Genomic DNA, 17148 nt, shown 5'->3' with positions numbered 1-17148 from the left:
TGCCACCTTGTGGGCGCATCGATTCCGAAGGGCGGCGGCGACACGTCGCGGCTCGATACCGTGTACCGGGACACCGCGTGGAGCCGGCTCGCCGCCGAGTCGTTCGACGTCGTGGTGGTCGGCGGCGGGGTCACCGGCGCGGGCGCCGCCTTGGACGCCGCCACCCGGGGGCTCTCGGTGGCGCTTGTGGAGGCGCGCGACTTCGCGGCGGGCACGTCCAGCCGATCGTCCAAGCTGTTCCACGGCGGCCTGCGCTACCTGGAGCAGTTGGAGTTCGGCCTGGTCCGTGAGGCGCTGCACGAACGCGAGCTGATGACAACGCGCCTCGCGCCGCACCTGGTCAAGCCCGTCCCGTTCCTGTACCCGCTCACCCATCGGGGCTGGGAACGTCCTTACGTGGCAGCGGGTCTGGCCCTGTACGACACCATGGGCGGGCACTCGAGCGTGCCGGCGCAGAAGCACCTGAGCCGGCGTGCCGCGCTGCGGATGTTCCCGAGCATGAAGCCGGATTCCCTCGTCGGCGCGGTGCGCTACTACGACGCCCAGGCCGACGACGCACGGCACACGCTGACCGTCGCGCGCACCGCGGCCAGGTACGGTGCCGTGGTCCGCGCGTCGACCGCTGCGGTGGGGTTCGCCCGCGAGTCCGACCGCGTGGTCGGTGTCGAGTTGCGCGACACCGAGACCGGCGCGCAGGCGACGGTCCGGGCCGGCGTGGTGTTGAACTGCACCGGCGTCTGGACCGATGACATCCAGGAGCTGTCCGGCGGACGCGGCCGGTTCCAGGTGCGTGCGTCCAAGGGTGTGCACATCGTGGTGCCGCGCGGCAAGATCACCGGCGACGCCGGACTCATCCTGCGCACGCCGACGTCGGTGCTGTTCGTGATCCCGTGGAAGAACCACTGGCTGATCGGCACGACCGACACCGACTGGACGCTCGACCTGGCGCATCCGGCTGCGACCCGGGCCGACATCGACTACCTGCTGGAGCGGGTCAACGAGGTGCTGGTGACGCCGCTGACGGCGGCCGACATCCAGGGTGTTTACGCGGGGCTGCGGCCGCTGCTGGCCGGCGAGTCCGAGGAGTCGTCCGCGCTGTCGCGCGAACACGCCGTGGCGCAGGTGGTTCCCGGGTTGATCTCGATCGCGGGGGGCAAGTACACGACGTACCGGGTGATGGCCGCGGACATCGTGGACGCCGCGGCCGAGGAGTTGCCGCGCCGCGTCCAGCCGTCGTGCACCGATCGGGTGCCACTGCTCGGCGCGGACGGCTACTTCGCGATGCGCAACCAGATCGACACGCTGGCCGCCGACTACGGTCTGCACCCACATCGGATCCGGCACGTGCTGGACCGCTACGGCTCGCTGATCCGCGACGTGCTCGACCCCGGCCTGGACGAGGCGAACCTGCTCGATACCGTGCCGGGCGCGCCGGACTACCTGCTGGCCGAGATCCGTTACGCCGTGACCCACGAGGGTGCACTGCACCTGGAGGACGTGCTGACCCGGCGTACCCGCATCTCGATCGAGTACCCGCACCGCGGTGTCGACTGCGCCGAGCCGGTGGCCGCGCTGGCCGGTTCGGTACTCGGCTGGGACCGTCGCACGCGCAGCCGCGAGGTGAAGGCGTACACCGACCGTGTCGCGGCCGAGCGCGCGTCGCAGGACCGCCTCGACGATGCTGCTGCCGACGAGGCGCGCACCGCGGTACCCGAGGTGCGCGGGTACCTCTAGCCGTTCCCGTCCCGAGTCAGCCGTCCTGGGAGTCAGCCGTCCTGGGGATCCAGGCAGCCGGACACTTCCTCCAGCAGGTTGCGCCAGTCGTCCTTGTCGACGGACGGCCCGTCCAGGACGGACGTGTCGGCGTCCAGGTTGCAGAACGCGACCAGTTCGCGCAGCAGTTCGGCGCCCCGCACCGACGGCTTGCGCAGGTCGTACGTCGCGTCCAGGCCGGGGCCGAACGCGGCCTCGTCCTCGAGGTCGGCGAGCTCGGACCACCATTCGAGCTTGGTGAGCGCATGGTCCTTCGCGGTACGGCAGTAGCGGGCCAGGCTGGCGACGTCGGTGAACACGACGACGGTGTCGTCGCCGCCGATGAACGCGGCCTCGGTCTCGGCGTCCTCGGCGTCGGGGGAGACGTAGCCGCGCACGGTGAGGTAGCGGGCGTCGCCGACGCGGATCTCGATCGGCTCGGCGCCCACCCGGTCCCAGACCGTCTCACTGGCCAGGTCGCTGTGCGAGAAGTCGCCCTGCCAGGACAGCCAGGCGTCCACGCGCGTGATGGCGCGCTCCCACGTCTCGGCGATGGTGTCCCCGAGTTCGTTCCAGCGCTTACGGCCGTCCTTGCCCTGGTAGCTGACGTCTTCGTCGACCAGCTCTTCGTACGCCGGGGTGTGCTCGACGAGCCGGCGCAGCGCCCCGTCGTCGCAGCAGTCGGCGATCTTGGCGACCATGTCGACGACGTTGGCCAGCGCGGACACGCGCACCGGGTCCGGTTCGCCCGATGCCCACTCGTACACGGCGTCCAGGTCGTAGCCGTCCTCCGGGTCGGGGCGAAGGTCGTCCGGCCGGAGCTTCTGCACGCGACCCCAGGCCGGGTGGTCGGACAGGTCGTTCTCCTCACCGGACGCGATGAACTCGGCCAGCTCGCGAGTGCCCGGGAAGAGAAGGATCTTCGCGCCGTCGCCGAGGAAACCCTGCCACTCCTCGTCGTCCTCGTCCTCCCACGGTGGCGCCCAGAGGGTCAGTCCGATGCGGCCGTTCACGGTCAGCGTGATCGGGATGATGCCGGCGTCCAGCGAGCTCGTCATAGTTGCGAACCTACCCAACCGCGTTCGAACACGCGGGCCCACCGTTCGCCGAGCGGGGACCGGGCTTCCACAGCCGCAGCTGACTTGATGCGCCGGGCGCTCGTGGACCCTATGCTGCCGGGTGTGCGTGCGCGTTTCGCCCCTTTGGTGCTGTTGGTGGTGATGGCGCTTGCGGCGTGTGACGGAAGTGGTTCGGGGGGTGATCCGTCCTCGCCGGTTCGGACGTCGCCGGCGGGTTCGGTGTCGGGTTCGGTGCCGCCGGTGACTGTCAGTCATTCGGGTCCGCCGCGGCCGGCCGGGCCGACGGTGCCTGCCGATGTGCCGACGACGGGCCCGAATCTGCGCAAGCCCGGGGAGAAGCCGCCGGTGATGCCGTTGGAGGCGACGCAGCACACCCAGGACGGTGCGGTCGCGTTCGCGAAGTTCTTCATCCAGACGATCGACTGGGGTTTCGCGACCACCAGCGGCGCCTACATGCGGCACTACGCCACCAAAACGTGCACGTCATGCGCAGCGCTCGCCAACGGCATGGACGCCGTTCGGGCGAAGGGCAATCACTACCTCGGCGGCAGGTTCAGCGTGCGAGGCGCTCCGACGATCGATCCGGATGCGAGCAGCACACACATGGCGGTGCAGTTCACAGTCGACGTGACCTCTTTCGAGGAGGTCGATGCAAGGAATCAGTTCCAGCAAGGCGATATCGCGCACACGGGTGAGCAGTTCTGGGTTTCCCCCGAAATCGTGAAGGACTTCGTTATGCCGCTGCCGGTTGGTCAGCGGTGATCTTCTCGAACTCGGCTGGGGCTAGCAACGCGGCGCTGCTGTGCCGTCGTCGGGTGTTGTAGAACTTGTGGCACCAGGCGAGCACGACGGCGCGGGCCTGGGCCTTCGTCTCGAAGGTGTGCCGGGACAGGACCTCGTGTTCCAGGGTGGAGAAGAACGACTCGGCGGCGGCGTTGTCGAAGCACGAACCGACCCGGCCCATCGACTGCCGGATCCCGAGTTTGTCCTTGCACAGCTTGGTGAATTCGCCCGCGGTGTAGGTCGATCCTCGGTCGGTGTGGAAGATGACGCTCTCGATGTTCTCGCGGCCGCCCCGGGTGGCGGCGGCGATCTTGATCGCGTCCATCGCCAGCCACCGGTCCGGGTGCTCGGACATCGGGCAGGCCAGCAGTCGACGCGAGTACAGGTCGATCACCGTGGCCATGAACAGCTTGCCCTCGCCGGTCGGGATCTCGGTCATATCCCCGCACCACTTCACGTTCGGTGCCGGCGCGGAGAAGTCCCGCCGCAGCAGGTCAGCGAACTTCGGCGCTGCCTTGTCCTGCCTGGTCAGGCCCTTGCGCCGCTTGGGTTTGCGGCCGAACAGGCCCTGCCGGCGCATCGACTCGGCGACGGTGTTCTCGCCGACCTGCCAGCCGGCCTCGACCAGGTCCCGATGGATCCGCGGCGAGCCGTAGGTCCGTCCCGAGTTCTCGAACTGCTCAGCGACGGCAGCATCGAGCTCACGCCGCCGCGTGAGCTGCGCGGTGACCGGGGCCTTGACCCACTTGTAGAACCACGAGACGGACAGCCCGAAAATCGCGCAGCAGACCGCGACGGGAACGCGGTAGTTCGTCCTCTGGTCGGCGATGAAGCGTGCCACGCTCACTTCGTCGCCTCCTTCACCCACAGGACCACGGAGCGCTTGAGGACATCGCGCTCCATCCGCAGCTCGGCGTTCTCCGCACGCAGCCGCTTCAACTCATCAAGATCATCACGGGACAGGCCGTCTCGGCCCTCACGTGCTACGCGGTCACGAGCGACCCAGTTGCCCAGCGTGCCCTCGTTGACCCCCAGGTCACGAGCGATCTGCGCGATCGGCTTGCCGGTCTCGTGCACCAGCCGCACCGCGCCCTCGCGGAACTCCGCATCGAACTTCCTGCGCTTCTCTGGCATGACTACTCCTCATAGTGCATGCCTCCACGGTTTCGGGGGATTTCCAGTTCAGGATCGAAGTCATCTGGCGCGACAGCGGCTGGCGAGCCAACGCGTTCAGTGTGCGGGTGTGACATGGCGCGCCGTGTCATCCGGGTGTTGCTCGGCATCGCATTCGTGGCGCAACTGTCTGCCATGCTCCCAGCTGCAGCGCTCCCAAGTAGCAACGCTCAGGACTGCATCATCGCTGGGTCGGGGGGCAAGCACGGGGTGATTCTCAATGGCATCTGCGTCGACGGCGAATCAGCAACGCCGCCCACTTCGCCTTCGATCGAGTATCGGCGGGTGGCGTGTACGGACACGGGTGCGGCACTGCTGGATGGTCAGGTGGTGGGTCGGTGCGGGCCGAATGTGCCGCGCTGCAAGTTGTTGGCCGAGGGTGGACAGTCCGGCCCGGTCTTCGTGAATGCGTTCGAGTATCAGAGCCGTAAGCCCGGTCAGGGGTGGCAGAACGAGAGTTTCTGGTGTCCGCAGACGCAGGTGCCGGTGGTGGTGCCGGATGCGGCGACGATCCGGGATCGGGCGATCCGGTTGTTGCCTGCGGTGGGGATCGGGCTGGCCGGTCCGTCGCCGACGACGTTGGTGAACATTCAGACGTTGTTGTGGGCGCGGACCGGTACGGCTCGGAGCTTGGGTCAGGTGATGGTGGTGGGTCAGCCGGTGTGGTTGAAGATCGTGTTCGATCATGCGGCGTGGGATTTCGGTGACGGGGTCCGGGCGTCCAGTGCTGTTCCGGGTAAGGCGTATGACGATGTGGGGGATCGGTGTGCGCAGGTGTTGTGTCCGGACTATTACGGGCACGTGTACCGCAGTGCGGGGCCGGTGCGGATCACGCTGGTGGTGTCGTGGACCGCGTCGTATTCCCTGGACGCCGCGCATTTCCAGCAGTTGGCCGGTGGTCCGATCACCGGCCCGGCCGCCTCGACCGCGCTGACGGTGCGGCAGGCGCGGGCGGTGTTGGTGCCGAACCCGGGCGACTGAGTTCTGGCGGCGGCCGACCGGGGCTGCTGCGGCGATGGTGGATTGCCCCGGGATCCGGGGCAATGAGCCTGTCAAGTCTTCTGTGTAAGTGGTCAAGATCGTTGGGTTAGAGGCCGGCGGGGAGCCGGCCGGGGTAGGCCAGGTCGAGGGCGTTGATGGCGGCGCGCCAGCCGGTGGTGGTGGCGCCTTCGATCAGGCGGGGCGGGGCGGTGCGCTTGTTCGCCGGCTTGCCTTTGTCCTTCTCTCGCAGAGCGGCGCGCTTGTCTTCGATGTCGAGGATGGCCAGCCAGATGAGCTTGATGATGGCGTCGTCATTGGGGAACTGGCCACGGTTCTTGATGATCTTGCGGAGCTGGTAGTTCAACGACTCGATCGAGTTGGTGGTGTAGATGACCTTGCGAACCTCCAGTGGGAAGGCCAGGAACGGCACGAACCGGTCCCAGGCTCGTTCCCACGCTGCGACGGTGGCGCCGTACTTCTTGCCGAGTTCGGAGTCGGCGAACGTGGTGAGCTCGTCGAAGGCGGCGTCGGCGTTGACCGCGGTGTAGATCGGCTTGAGCGCCGCAGCGACGGCCTTGCGGTCGTTGTAGGACACGTAACGCAGCGAGGCGCGAATCAGGTGGACCACGCAGGTCTGCACCACTGTCTGCGGCCAGGTCGACTCGACCGCCTCTGGCAGCCCGACCAGGCCGTCGCAGCAGGCGATCAGCACGTCGCGCACTCCGCGGTTGCGCAGCTCGCCGAGCACCTGGTTCCAGAACCGAGCGCCTTCTTGCTGCTGAACCCACAAGCCCAGCACGTGCTTCACGCCGTCGGTATCGACGCCGATCACCACGTGACAGGCCTTGTTGCGCACTACGTTCTGGTCGCGGACCTTCACCACCAGGGCGTCGATGAAGATCACCGGATAGACCGCGTCCAGGGGACGGGTCTGCCAGGCCTTGACCTCTTCGAGGACCTCGTCGGTGATCTTGGAGATCGTGTCATGGGACAGCTCGGTGCCATAGACCCGCTGCAGGTGGTGGCCGATGTCGCGCACCGTCATCCCACCGGCATAGAGGCTGATGATCATGTCCGACAGGCCGCCGAGGCGGCGGGTCCCCTTCGGTACCAGCCGGGGCGTGAAGCTGCCGACCCGATCCCGCGGCGTGTCCAGATCGACCGGCCCGACCTCGGTCAACAACGTCTTCGGCGTCGACCCGTTACGGGAGTTGCCAGACCCGGCCCCGGCCGGGTCACCACGCTCGTAGCCCAAGTGATCGGTGAGCTCGGCCTCGAGTCCACGCTCGAGCACCGCCTTGATCATCTCCGGCAGGAACCCGCCGTCGCCGGTCAACGCGACACCGTCGTCACCGACCTTCGACATCAGATCGTCCAGCCAGCCCTGCCCGGCCATCTCGGCCACCAGCTTGCGCGCCGCCACCCGCGCCGGTGGCACCGGCTCGTCCTTGCGGCTGCGCTTGGCCATGTCCTCCAGTGTCGCCGACACCAGCTGATCGGCCACCGCCGACGGCACCTCGTTCACCGCAGCGGCCCGGCCGCCCGGCATCATCGTGATCGTCATGATCGTGTTCTCCGATCTGTGCGACAGCTCCCGCAGGAGCCTCCCGCACGGGGTTAGCTCAACCCCTCACACAGACCATCTGACACGCCCGGGGCAATCCACTACACGCCAGCGCACCTGGGGGTGCCTGGACCCGGGTGCCCGGGAGAACGTACCCGCGACGCGAACGACCGTCTGTCCACAGTTCGCGTGTCGTCCACAGGCAGCGGAGGACCGGCACGTCCGGCGTCACACCTGGCGAGCACCGTCGGGAGCATGAACACCGCGATCATGCTGCGCGAGATCCGGCGCAGGTACGTGCTCAGCCAACGCGAACTCGCCGAGCTCAGCGGGTTGGGCAAGTCGACCATCGGCCGGCTCGAATCCGGCGAGTGCGCCGACCCGACGATCGGCACGCTGACGCGCATCCTGGGCAGCGTCGGCCTGCGGATCGCAGTGCTGCACGGCCACGGGCGCGAGTTCGTCGTGCCCGGCGAACCGGTCGAGTATCGGATGCGCGACGGCCGGCGCCTGCCCGCCCACCTGCGCGTTCGCCCCATCTGCAGCATGCAGACACCGTGGTGGGGTTGGTTCCGTATTGCCTGGATGCCGGACAACCCGAGACAGAACCCGGCGGTGCCGGCGTACACCTACGACTGGCGGCCAGATCCGGAGGTCCTCGCCGATCCGCGGTTCGGCAAGCACAAGTGGGACGCGGCGACGTGAGCGGCCCAACCGCCGAAGCCGGATCCGGCGCAACCTCAGACGCCGATCGGGTGCCAGACGGTCTTGGTCTCGACGAAGGCGTCCAGCCGGGACAGCCCGGGATCGGTCGACCAGTCGACGGATCGCGGTACGTACACGCGCTTGACGTTGTCGGCAGCGGCGATCTCCAGCGCCGCCCGCTCGGCAGGCGGGACGCCGGTCAGGTCGATCGCGTTGACGTCGCGGTGCGAGGCCAGCCAGGGCGCGAGTTCGGCGGTGAACCCGGTCAGCAGGTTCACGACGCCGCCGGGAACGTCGGACGTTGCCAGCACCTCGGTCAGCGAGACGGCGGGCAGCGGCCGGTCCTGGGCGGCGAGCACCACCGTGGTGTTGCCCGTGGTGAGCGCCGGAGCCAGAACGGACACCAGTCCGAGCAGGGACGAATCCTGCGGTGCGACGATCGCAACCACACCGGTCGGCTCGGGCAGCGAGAAGTTGAAGTACGGCCCGGCCACCGGGTTGGTGCCGCCGGCCACCTGCGCATACTTGTCCGCCCAGCCGGCGTAGTAGACCCACCGGTCGATCGCCGCGGCCACCTGGGCGGCGGCCGCGCGTGCCGTACCGCCCTCGGCCGCCTGCACCTCGGCGGCGAACTGCTCGCGCCGGCCGTCCAGCAGTTCGGCTACCCGGTACAGCACCTGGCCGCGGTTGTACGCCGTCGCGCCGGACCAGCCGCCGAACGCCTTGCGCGCCGCGACGACCGCGTCTCGCACGTCCTTGCGCGACGCCTGCGCGGCGTGCGCGAGCAGCGTGCCGCGTGCCGACGACACCGGGTACGAGCGCCCTGACTCCGAGCGCGGGAACGCTCCGCCCAGGTAGAGCTTGTACGTCTTGCGCACCCGCAGCCGGGCCTCGCCGGCGCCGGCCTTGCCGGCAGCACCGGACTTGGAGTCAGTGGGCAAGGTAGGCCTCCAGGCCGTGGCGTCCGCCTTCGCGACCGAAGCCGGACTCCTTGTAACCGCCGAACGGCGAGGACGGGTCGAACCGGTTGAACGTGTTGGCCCAGACCACGCCGGCGCGCAGCCGCGAGGCCATCGACAGGATCCGCGACCCCTTCTCGGTCCACACGCCCGCGGACAGCCCGTACGGCGTGTTGTTCGCCTTGTCCACCGCCTCGGACGGGGTCCGGAACGTCAGCACCGACAGGACCGGGCCGAAGATCTCCTCGCGGGCGATGCGGTGCGCCTGCGAGACGCCGGTGAACACGGTGGGCGCGAACCAGTAGCCGCGCTCGGGCAGCGCGCACGGTGGCGACCAGCGGGTCGCGCCCTCGGCGACACCCGCGTCGGTCAGCTCGCGGATCCGGGCCAGTTGCGCGGCCGAGTTGATCGCCCCCACGTCGGTGTTCTTGTCCAGCGGGTCGCCCACGCGCAGCGTTCCGAGCCGGCGCTGCAGCGACGAGATGAGCTCGTCGGCCACGGACTCCTGCACGAGCAGCCGCGAGCCGGCGCAGCACACCTGGCCCTGGTTGAAGAAGATCCCGTTCACGATGCCCTCGACGGCCTGGTCGATCGGAGCGTCGTCGAAGACGATGTTCGCCGCCTTGCCGCCCAGCTCCAGCGAGAGCCGCCTGCCGGAGCCGGCGAGCGAGCGCTGGATGATCTTGCCGACGTCGGTGGAGCCGGTGAACGCGATCTTGTCCACGCCGGCGTGCTCGACGATGGCCTGCCCGATGTCCGGTCCACCGGCGAGGATGTTGACCACGCCCGGTGGCAGGTCCGCCTCGGCGATGATCTCGGCCAGCACGAGCGCGGTCAGCGGGGTCGTCTCGGCCGGCTTGAGCACCACGGTGTTGCCGCACGCCAGCGCCGGCGCGATCTTCCACGCCGCCATCAGCAGCGGGAAGTTCCACGGGATGATCTGGCCGGCCACGCCGATCGGTTGCGGATCGGGGCCGAACCCCGCGTAGCCGAGCTTGTCCGCCCAGCCGGCGTAGTAGAAGAAGTGCGCTGCCGCGGTCGGGACGTCGACGTCGCGCGACTCGCGGATCGGCTTGCCGTTGTCGAGCGACTCCAGCACCGCCAGCTCGCGACCGCGTTCCTGGATCGCACGCGCGATCCGGAACAGGTACTTGCCACGCTCGCGCCCGGGCAGCCGCGACCACGGCCCGAACGCGCGTCGTGCGGCCCGCACCGCGTCGTCCACGTCGGAGCGGCCCGCCTCGACGATCTCGGCCAGCGGTGTCTCGTCCGCCGGGTTGATCGTCTTGACCGCCTCGCCGCTGCCGTCGCGGAACCGGCCGTTCACGAAGATCTGGTAGCTCGGGCGCAGCCGCGCGATGTCGCGGGACTCCGGCGCGGGCGCGTACTCGAAGCGAGATGCCATGGGTCAGTCCACCGTCACATAGTCGGGGCCGTCGTAGCTGCCGGTCGCGAGCTTGTGCCGCTGCAGCAGCAGGTCGTTGAGCAGGCTGGACGCGCCGAACCGGAACAGGCGCGGGTCGAGCCAGTCGTCGCCGGCCACCTCGTTCACCATCACCAGGTAGCGCACCGCTTCCTTGGAGGCGCGGATCCCGCCGGCCAGCTTCACCCCGCGCAACTCGCCGCTGACCTCGCGGTAGTCACGCACCGCCTCGAGCATCACCAACGCGACCGGCGGCGTCGCCGCGGGCGCGACCTTGCCGGTCGAGGTCTTGATGAAGTCGCCCCCCGCGAGCAAGGCCAGCCAGGATGCGCGCCGGGTGTTGTCCAGCGTCGCGAGCTCGCCGGTCTCCAGGATCACCTTCAGGTGGGCAGTGCCGCAGGCCGCCTTGGTCGCGACGATCTCCTCGAACACCTGCAGGTACCGCCCGGCGAGGAACGCGCCGCGATCGATCACCATGTCGATCTCGCTCGCGCCGGCCGCCACCGCGTCCCGGACGTCGTGCAGCTTGGTCTCCAGCGACGCCCGGCCGGACGGGAACGCGGTGGCCACGCTCGCCACGCCCACCCGCGACCCGCGCAGCGCGTGGACGGCCGTCTCGACCAGGTCGGGGTAGACACACACCGCGGCGACGGCGGGTACCGAGGCGTCGGTGGGATCGGGACGCATCGCCTTGGCGCACAGCGAGCGCACCTTTCCCGGTGTGTCCGCGCCCTCGAGGGTGGTCAGGTCGACCATCGAGATCGCGGTGTCGATCGCCCACGCCTTGGCGGTGGTCTTGATGCTGCGGGTGGCCAGCGCGCCGGCCCGCCCCTCGGCGCCGACCTGATCGACGCCGGGCAGCCCGTGCAGGAAGCGGCGCAGTGCGGCGTTGTCGCGGGTGACGTCCCGCAGGTCGACGACTGTGGTCACCCCGCCAGTCTAGGAGCGCACGAGCGACCTGGCGGGTTCGGCGGTCGGGCGCACCGCCGCAGGCCGCCGGGACAGCAGCCGCACGCCCACTTCGCTCGCGCTGGCCCGGATCGCGCGGGAAGCGGTCGGGCACCTCACCGGCCCGGAGCGGACGCGGCTGCGCGCCTGCTCGGACGAGACCTGCGGCGGGATCTTCCTGGACGAGAGCGGGCGCCGTCGCTGGTGCTCGGACAGCTTGTTCGGCTCGCGCGCGCGGGTGCGCGCCCATCGCGCGAGGGCGCGGACTCAGTAGGCTGCGCGCGTGGAAACCGTCGTCGTCACGCACCCCATCGTCCAGGCCCGGCTCACCGTGATGCGCGACGAGCGCAGCAGCAACGCCGAGTTCCGCGCCGCGCTGCGCGAGCTGGCCACCCTGCTGGTCTACGAGGCCACCCGCGAGCTCGCCGTCGCCGACGTCCCGGTCACCACGCCGGTCGCGCCCACCACGGGCACCGCGATCGCGAACCCGCCGCTGCTGGTGCCGGTGCTGCGCGCCGGCCTGGGCATGGCCGAGGCGGCGTTCAACCTGCTGCCGGAGTCGCAGATGGGCTTCGTCGGCCTGGCCCGCGACGAGCAGACGCACGTGCCGCACCCGTACATGGCCTCCCTGCCGGCCTCACTCGCCGGCCGCCCGGTGATCGTGCTGGACCCGATGCTGGCCACCGGCGGTTCGCTCAAGCACTGCCTGGAGCTGTTGCACGAGCGCGGCGCCACCGACGTCACGGTGCTCTGCGCGCTCGCCGCTCCCGAGGGCGTCCAGCTCATCGCCGAGAGCGGGCTGGCCGGGCGGCTGTTCGTCGCCAGCGTCGACGAGCGCCTGAACGAGAACGCCTACATCGTCCCCGGACTCGGCGACGCCGGGGACAGGCAGTTCGGACCGCGCTAGCGGCCCGCGCACCTGATCAACACACAATCGAGACATAACCGTTGCCTTCTGCACGCAACGTCCCGCGCGCTCGGAGCGTCTACTAGTGCGAGGGAGGCTTGATGGCGAGCTCGGAGGACGCGCGAGGTCGTGCGCTGACGCGCGTCCTCCGAGCGTCCATCCCGGCGGTGGCCGCCGCGGCCTGCCTGGGGGTGCTGGCCGCGTGCGGCTCACCGACGTCCACCGCGAACTCGCCCCAGCCGAACCCGCCGACGTCGAGCTCGCCGACGCCGATCAGGTCCGCGAGCACCGGCGGCGCTCAGCCCGCCGCCGTCGACCCGACCCGGGCGACGGCCCCTGGCGCCGTGCCGGCCAAGCCACCCACCGTGCATCAGTTCACCCCGTTCGACGAGAACGGACGGCGGCTGGTGCACGCGCGCGCGGCCGGCCACGGCTCCTGCTTCGCGACCTCGATCGCGGTCCCGGTGGCCGGCGTGTTCCGCTGCCTGATCGGCAACACCATCTTGGACCCGTGCTTCGCGTCAGCGCGTGAGAGCACCCCGCCCACGGTGGCCTGCTTCGCCGACCCGTGGTCGACCGGGCAGATCATCACCCTGACCCGCGCGCTGCCGAAGTACGACCCGGTCCTGACCGAGGGAAACCCGTGGGCGATCGTGCTCGGTAACGGCCGGCGCTGCGTATCGGTCACCGGCGCGGTGCCCGCGCTCGGCGACGTCGACCTCACCTACCGCTGCGACGGGAACGACGCGGCGGGAATCACCGTCAACGACAACGGCACGGTGACGGCGCACTACGGCCCGTCGGCCGGCCCTCTGGTCGACACGGCGGTGCTGGACGAATGGCGCGGCCGCTCGTACCGGTTCGCCGCCACCCCGTAGCCGACCGCCAGCCGGACGGCGACCAGCGCGACCGTCACGCCCCACACCGTGCCCAGCACCCAACCGGTCGCGACGTCGGTGAACCAGTGCACGCCCAGATCGAGCCTGCTCGCCGCGACGTAGAGCGAGCCGGCGGCGGCGACCAGCCACGGCCAGAGCGCGCGGCGCGACAGCGCCACGACGCCGAGCCCGGCGAACAGCACGGCGGTCACCGCGGTGGCGTGTCCGGACGGGAACGACCAGCTCGTCTCGTGGATGCCGGCCAGGGCACCGGGTGCCGGGTAGTCGGCCGTCGGCGGCCGGTCGCGGTGCACGACGGCGCGGGTGAGGTAGACCAGTCCCTCGCCGCCGAGGTAACCGGCCAGCGGCGCCAGCATGATCGGCGTGCGCCGCCACGCGAGCAGTGCGAGCGTCAGCACGACGCACACCACCCCGAGAAGCGCGGCATCGCCCACGGTCGCGATCGCCTTCGCCAGGCCGATGAGGTAGCGATGGTCGAGGAACCAGTTCCCCACGTGCCGGTCCAGGCCGCGCACCGGCCCGTTGCCGTGCCGGCCGATCAGGGTCAGGCCGACGGTCAGGCCCACCGCGAGAAGCACCGCTCCGGTCAACGCGAGCACCGCGACCGCGCGGCCGAGCGGCGCAGAGATGATCTTGGGCCGAGTCACTCCGTGACGATAGAGGCAGCGGCTGTGTGTGCCGGGGCGATCCCGGCGTTTGCACAGGTCGCGGCCGTTTGTAAGGTTAGGCAGACCTAATCCTGGAGCGTTGATGTCCCTTACGAAGACACTGATCCTCGGCCTGATCGCGGGTGTCACCATCGTCCTCGGCATCCCGCTCGGCAGGATCCGGCGCCCGATGCCCTCGCTGCGCCTGCTGCTCAACGCGATCGCGGTCGGCATCTTGCTGTTCCTCGTCTGGGACGTGCTGTCCGCCGCGTGGGAGCCGATCGACGGCGCGCTGTCGGCCGCGCACGACCACGTCGGCGGGCTCGCCCCGGCGTTCGGCTACGGCGCGCTGTTCGTGCTCGGGGTGAGCGTCGGGCTGCTGTCGCTCGTCGGCTACGAGCGCTATATGGCAGCGACGACGGCACGGGTGACCGCCCGGGCAGCGGCCGCGGCCGCCGACCGGACCGAGATCGCCGGCCCGGCCGGCAACCCCGTCGTCGCACCGCCCGAGCCGGGCCCGGCGCTGGCCGGAACCGCGGTGCAGGTGCGCCCGGTGCGGATCCCGGGGATCGCCGGCTGGTCACCCGCGCGGCGCCTCGCGTTGCTGATCGCGGTGGGGATCGGGCTGCACAACTTCGCCGAGGGGCTCGCGATCGGCCAGTCGGCGGCGTCCGGCGAGATCGCGCTCGCGACGATGCTGGTGATCGGCTTCGGCCTGCACAACGCGACCGAGGGCTTCGGCATCGTCGCCCCGCTCGCCGGCGACCTGGACGACGACGGCTCGGCCCGCCGGCCGTCCTGGGGATTCCTGCTGCTGCTCGCGCTGATCGGCGGCGGCCCGACCTTCGTCGGCACGATCGTCGGGCACGGCTTCACGAGTGAGGCGGTCAGCGTCGTGTTCCTGACCCTGGCCGCGGGATCGATCATCTACGTCGTCACCCAGTTGCTCGGTGTCGCGGCCCGCGCCAAGCGGCCCGACCTGCTCGCGATCGGCCTGCTCATCGGGCTGCTGGCCGGCTTCGCCACCGACGCCGTGGTCGGGTACGCCGGCGCCTGACGGCCGCCGGGGTCAGGCCAGCGCCGCGCCGACCTCGCCGCGCAGGTGCGCGAGCAACTCGGCAGCGTGCGCCGCGTCGCCGTCGGGAACGATCACCTCGAGATAGGCCTTCAGCTTCGGCTCGGTGCCGGACGGCCGGATCACCACGCGCCCGCCTTGCCAGCGCAGGCGCAGCACGTCGTTGTCCGGCAGCAGGTCCTCGACCGTGACCGGCCGGCCGAGCAGCTGGGTCGGCGGCCGGGCGCGCAGCCGTTGCATCATCGCCGCGATCAGCGCGAGATCCTCGACCCGCACGGACACCTGGTCGGTCGCGTACCGGCCGTACTCGGCGTACAGCTGTTCGAGCCGCTGCGTGAGCGAGGAGCCGTCGGCCTTGAGCGCCGCCGCGAGCTCGGCCACCAGCAGCGCGGCGCTGATGCCGTCCTTGTCGCGCACCAGTTCCGGCGCGACCGCGTAGCCCAGCGCCTCCTCGTAGCCGAACACGAGATCCGGCGCGGCCCGGGAGATCCACTTGAAGCCGGTCAGCGTTTCGCGGTACGGCACCTGGTTGCGTGCCGCCATCGCGCCGAGCATCGAGGACGACACGATCGTCGTCGCGTACGTGCCACGAACCCCCTTGCGCAGCAGGGCATCGGCGAGCAGCACACCGACCTGATCACCGCGCAGCATGCGCCACTCACCGGAGGCGTCCGGCACGGCGACCGCGCACCGGTCCGCGTCGGGATCGTTCGCGATCACCAGGTCGGCGTCCTGCTCGCGGGCCAGCGCCAGCGCGAGGTCGAGCGCTCCGGTCTCCTCGGGGTTCGGGAACGAGACGGTCGGGAAGTCGGCGTCCGGCGCAGCCTGCTGCGGGACGCCGTGCATCGGCGCGAACCCGGCGGCGGCGAACACCTTCGTGATCACCTCGGTGCCCACGCCGTGCATCGCGGTGTGCACGATGCGCACCTCCCGCGAGCCCGGCCCGATCAGGCCGGCAACCGCGCCGACGTACGCGTCGACGATGTCCTCGCCCAGCACGGTGTAGCGGTCCGACAGCGGGACGCCCCGCGCCGAGGCGACCGCTCGGATGGCCGCTTCGATCTCGACGTCGACCGGCGGGGCGATCTGCGCGCCGTCGGCCACGTACACCTTGTAGCCGTTGTCCTGTGGCGGGTTGTGCGACGCGGTCACCATCACGCCGGCGGCCGCGCCCAGGTGCTGCACCGCGAACGCGAGCACCGGGGTGGGCAACAACCGCGGCAGCAACCGGGCGTCGAAACCCGCCGCGGCGAAGATCGCCGCCGAGTCGTGCGCGAACTCGGCCGACCCGTGCCGGCCGTCGTAGCCGACCACCACCGGTTCGCCGGAGCGCCCCTGCGCGGTCAGCCACGCGGCCAGGCCCGCGGCGGCGCGGCGCACCACCACCCGGTTCATCCCGTTGGGGCCGGCCCGCACCGGACCGCGAAGCCCGGCGGTGCCGAAGGTCAGCGGGCCGCGGAACCGGTCGACCAGCTCGGCCTCGGCCGCCTGGCTGTCGGCACCGCGCTCGGCGGCACCGCGCTCGGCAGCACCGCGCTCGGCAGCACCGCGCTCGGCAGCACCGCGCTCGGCAGCACCGCGCTCGGCAGCACCGCGCTCGGCAGCGCCGCCTTCGGCCGCGTCCAGCAGCACGCGCAGTTCGGCGGCCGCGGCGTCGTCCACCTCGTCGGCGAGCCAGGCCTCGACCCGTCCCCGCAGTTCCTCATCGCGCACGCGCAGCCACCTCGTCGATCCCGAATCCGGGCGAGGTGAAGCCCCCGCCCACGTAGCCGTCCGAATCGTAGGAGCACGCGTCGCCGAGATCGGCCGCGTAGGCCTCCGCGTCGTCCTCGGGCCGGTAGCCGAGGGCCAGCGCCTCGTCCAGTGACCAGCCGCGCCGGGCGTTCGCCGAGACGCCCCACACCACGGCGTAGTCGAGCTGCGGCGACCGCAGGCAGGCGTCCACCAGCCGGGCGCAGTCGCCGGGTGAGAGCCAGTCGGCCAGCGCGCGGCGGTCAGGCGGCCGCGGTGCGAACGTGCCGATGCGCAGGCAGGCGACCCGTAGGCCGTAGCGGTCGGCGTAGTAGCGCCCGAGCGCCTCGCTCACCCCGTCCAGCGCCGCGTCCAGGTCGCGCGCGCTGGTCACCTCGCCCGCCGGGGCGCCGCCCACCGGGACCAGGTCGAACGGGCGGACGTTCCAGCCGAGCGCGGGCAGCCGCTCGCACAGCGTCGCGCCGATGCGCCCGGCCGCGCCGGTGACCAGGACCGTCACGC

Annotated in this window: 18 protein-coding genes; 8 read left to right on the top strand and 10 right to left on the bottom strand. The window is 70.8% G+C overall.

The features are described from left to right. Positions 1–9: 9 nt before the first annotated feature. Positions 10–1734, top strand: a complete 1725-nt coding sequence (locus M6B22_RS08145; protein ID WP_269445269.1) for a glycerol-3-phosphate dehydrogenase/oxidase — start codon at positions 10–12, stop codon at positions 1732–1734. A gap of 32 nt (positions 1735–1766) precedes the next feature. On the opposite strand, the gene M6B22_RS08140 is transcribed toward M6B22_RS08145, so the two are convergent. After that, positions 1767–2810, bottom strand: a complete 1044-nt coding sequence (locus tag M6B22_RS08140) for a hypothetical protein (RefSeq protein ID WP_269445268.1) — start codon at positions 2808–2810, stop codon at positions 1767–1769. Between the two features lie 123 nt (positions 2811–2933). On the opposite strand from M6B22_RS08140, the gene M6B22_RS08135 reads away from it, so the two are divergent. After that, positions 2934–3593 (top strand): DUF6318 family protein, encoded by a 660-nt coding sequence (locus M6B22_RS08135; RefSeq protein WP_269445267.1) that lies wholly within the window; start codon positions 2934–2936, stop codon positions 3591–3593. Here the strand turns inward: M6B22_RS08135 and M6B22_RS08130 are convergent. Together M6B22_RS08130 and M6B22_RS08125 are read right to left on the bottom strand one after the other, a co-directional pair. Next, a complete protein-coding gene (locus M6B22_RS08130) occupies positions 3565–4461 on the bottom strand; it encodes an IS3 family transposase (protein ID WP_269445266.1) in 897 nt (298 codons plus the stop codon). The genes M6B22_RS08135 and M6B22_RS08130 overlap by 29 nt on opposite strands. Beyond that, a complete protein-coding gene (locus tag M6B22_RS08125) occupies positions 4458–4748 on the bottom strand; it encodes a transposase (RefSeq protein ID WP_269443116.1) in 291 nt (96 codons plus the stop codon). The genes M6B22_RS08130 and M6B22_RS08125 overlap by 4 nt, the downstream gene beginning before the upstream one ends. Before the next feature lie 114 nt (positions 4749–4862). Between M6B22_RS08125 and M6B22_RS08120 the strand changes: the two genes are divergently transcribed. Then, positions 4863–5768, top strand: a complete 906-nt coding sequence (locus M6B22_RS08120) for a hypothetical protein (RefSeq protein WP_269445265.1) — start codon at positions 4863–4865, stop codon at positions 5766–5768. Between the two features lie 106 nt (positions 5769–5874). On the opposite strand, the gene M6B22_RS08115 is transcribed toward M6B22_RS08120, so the two are convergent. After that, on the bottom strand, positions 5875–7236 hold the full coding sequence (locus tag M6B22_RS08115; protein ID WP_407935646.1) for an IS256 family transposase: 1362 nt from the start codon (positions 7234–7236) through the stop codon (positions 5875–5877). Between the two features lie 351 nt (positions 7237–7587). Between M6B22_RS08115 and M6B22_RS08110 the strand changes: the two genes are divergently transcribed. After that, positions 7588–8037: a helix-turn-helix domain-containing protein gene (locus M6B22_RS08110; RefSeq protein ID WP_269445264.1), complete on the top strand. Its 450-nt coding sequence runs from the start codon at positions 7588–7590 to the stop codon at positions 8035–8037. Between the two features lie 35 nt (positions 8038–8072). On the opposite strand, the gene M6B22_RS08105 is transcribed toward M6B22_RS08110, so the two are convergent. From M6B22_RS08105 to deoC, 3 genes are read right to left on the bottom strand one after another with little or no spacing between them, the layout of a single operon-like run. Further along, a complete protein-coding gene (locus M6B22_RS08105; protein ID WP_269445263.1) occupies positions 8073–8978 on the bottom strand; it encodes an aldehyde dehydrogenase family protein in 906 nt (301 codons plus the stop codon). Next, complete coding sequence (locus tag M6B22_RS08100; protein ID WP_269445262.1) at positions 8968–10401, bottom strand: aldehyde dehydrogenase family protein; 1434 nt, start codon at positions 10399–10401, stop codon at positions 8968–8970. Before M6B22_RS08100 ends, M6B22_RS08105 begins: the two co-directional genes overlap by 11 nt. A gap of 3 nt (positions 10402–10404) precedes the next feature. Further along, entirely contained in the window at positions 10405–11349 is a 945-nt protein-coding gene (gene deoC, locus M6B22_RS08095) for a deoxyribose-phosphate aldolase (RefSeq protein ID WP_269445261.1), read from the bottom strand. A gap of 28 nt (positions 11350–11377) precedes the next feature. Here deoC and M6B22_RS22125 point away from each other — a divergent pair, with 28 nt between their 5' ends. The 3 genes from M6B22_RS22125 to M6B22_RS08085 all read left to right on the top strand — a co-directional run bounded on the left by M6B22_RS22125 (position 11378) and on the right by M6B22_RS08085 (position 13152). Next, the gene (locus tag M6B22_RS22125) at positions 11378–11641 is read left to right on the top strand and encodes a CGNR zinc finger domain-containing protein (RefSeq protein WP_407935666.1); all 264 of its coding nucleotides are present in this window, start codon (positions 11378–11380) and stop codon (positions 11639–11641) included. A 60-nt stretch (positions 11642–11701) separates the two neighbouring features. After that, a complete protein-coding gene (upp, locus tag M6B22_RS08090) occupies positions 11702–12274 on the top strand; it encodes a uracil phosphoribosyltransferase (RefSeq protein ID WP_407935665.1) in 573 nt (190 codons plus the stop codon). A gap of 101 nt (positions 12275–12375) precedes the next feature. Continuing rightward, positions 12376–13152: a hypothetical protein gene (locus tag M6B22_RS08085; RefSeq protein WP_269445259.1), complete on the top strand. Its 777-nt coding sequence runs from the start codon at positions 12376–12378 to the stop codon at positions 13150–13152. Here the strand turns inward: M6B22_RS08085 and M6B22_RS08080 are convergent. Beyond that, the gene (locus M6B22_RS08080; RefSeq protein ID WP_269445258.1) at positions 13065–13820 is read right to left on the bottom strand and encodes a phosphatase PAP2 family protein; all 756 of its coding nucleotides are present in this window, start codon (positions 13818–13820) and stop codon (positions 13065–13067) included. The two genes, M6B22_RS08085 and M6B22_RS08080, sit on opposite strands and share 88 nt — an antisense overlap. A 103-nt stretch (positions 13821–13923) precedes the next feature. Here M6B22_RS08080 and M6B22_RS08075 point away from each other — a divergent pair, with 103 nt between their 5' ends. Then, on the top strand, positions 13924–14877 hold the full coding sequence (locus tag M6B22_RS08075; protein ID WP_269445257.1) for a ZIP family metal transporter: 954 nt from the start codon (positions 13924–13926) through the stop codon (positions 14875–14877). Between the two features lie 12 nt (positions 14878–14889). Here M6B22_RS08075 and M6B22_RS08070 read toward each other — a convergent pair whose 3' ends face one another. Together M6B22_RS08070 and M6B22_RS08065 are read right to left on the bottom strand one after the other, a co-directional pair. Further along, on the bottom strand, positions 14890–16608 hold the full coding sequence (locus M6B22_RS08070; RefSeq protein ID WP_269445256.1) for a phospho-sugar mutase: 1719 nt from the start codon (positions 16606–16608) through the stop codon (positions 14890–14892). After that, positions 16598–17146 carry an NAD-dependent epimerase/dehydratase family protein gene (locus M6B22_RS08065; RefSeq protein ID WP_269445255.1) on the bottom strand — a complete coding sequence of 183 codons (549 nt, stop codon included), beginning with the start codon at positions 17144–17146 and terminating at the stop codon, positions 16598–16600. The genes M6B22_RS08070 and M6B22_RS08065 overlap by 11 nt, the downstream gene beginning before the upstream one ends. Positions 17147–17148 lie beyond the last annotated feature (2 nt).

The organism is Jatrophihabitans cynanchi (assembly GCF_027247405.1).
GTDB lineage: Bacteria > Actinomycetota > Actinomycetes > Mycobacteriales > Jatrophihabitantaceae > Jatrophihabitans_B > Jatrophihabitans_B cynanchi.
This window is presented reverse-complemented; position numbering and strand designations above follow the sequence as displayed.

What these genes read in the sequence shown, in the direction of transcription:
- M6B22_RS08140 (WP_269445268.1), bottom strand. Translation starts at nt 2,810, where the DNA reads ATGACGAGCTCGCTGGACGCCGGCATCATCCCGATCACGCTGACCGTG.
- M6B22_RS08125 (WP_269443116.1), bottom strand. Translation starts at nt 4,748, where the DNA reads ATGCCAGAGAAGCGCAGGAAGTTCGATGCGGAGTTCCGCGAGGGCGCG.
- M6B22_RS08120 (WP_269445265.1), top strand. Translation starts at nt 4,863, where the DNA reads ATGGCGCGCCGTGTCATCCGGGTGTTGCTCGGCATCGCATTCGTGGCG.
- M6B22_RS08115 (WP_407935646.1), bottom strand. Translation starts at nt 7,236, where the DNA reads ATGGCCAAGCGCAGCCGCAAGGACGAGCCGGTGCCACCGGCGCGGGTG.
- M6B22_RS08110 (WP_269445264.1), top strand. Translation starts at nt 7,588, where the DNA reads ATGAACACCGCGATCATGCTGCGCGAGATCCGGCGCAGGTACGTGCTC.
- M6B22_RS08100 (WP_269445262.1), bottom strand. Translation starts at nt 10,401, where the DNA reads ATGGCATCTCGCTTCGAGTACGCGCCCGCGCCGGAGTCCCGCGACATC.
- upp (WP_407935665.1), top strand. Translation starts at nt 11,702, where the DNA reads ATGCGCGACGAGCGCAGCAGCAACGCCGAGTTCCGCGCCGCGCTGCGC.
- M6B22_RS08085 (WP_269445259.1), top strand. Translation starts at nt 12,376, where the DNA reads ATGGCGAGCTCGGAGGACGCGCGAGGTCGTGCGCTGACGCGCGTCCTC.
- M6B22_RS08075 (WP_269445257.1), top strand. Translation starts at nt 13,924, where the DNA reads ATGTCCCTTACGAAGACACTGATCCTCGGCCTGATCGCGGGTGTCACC.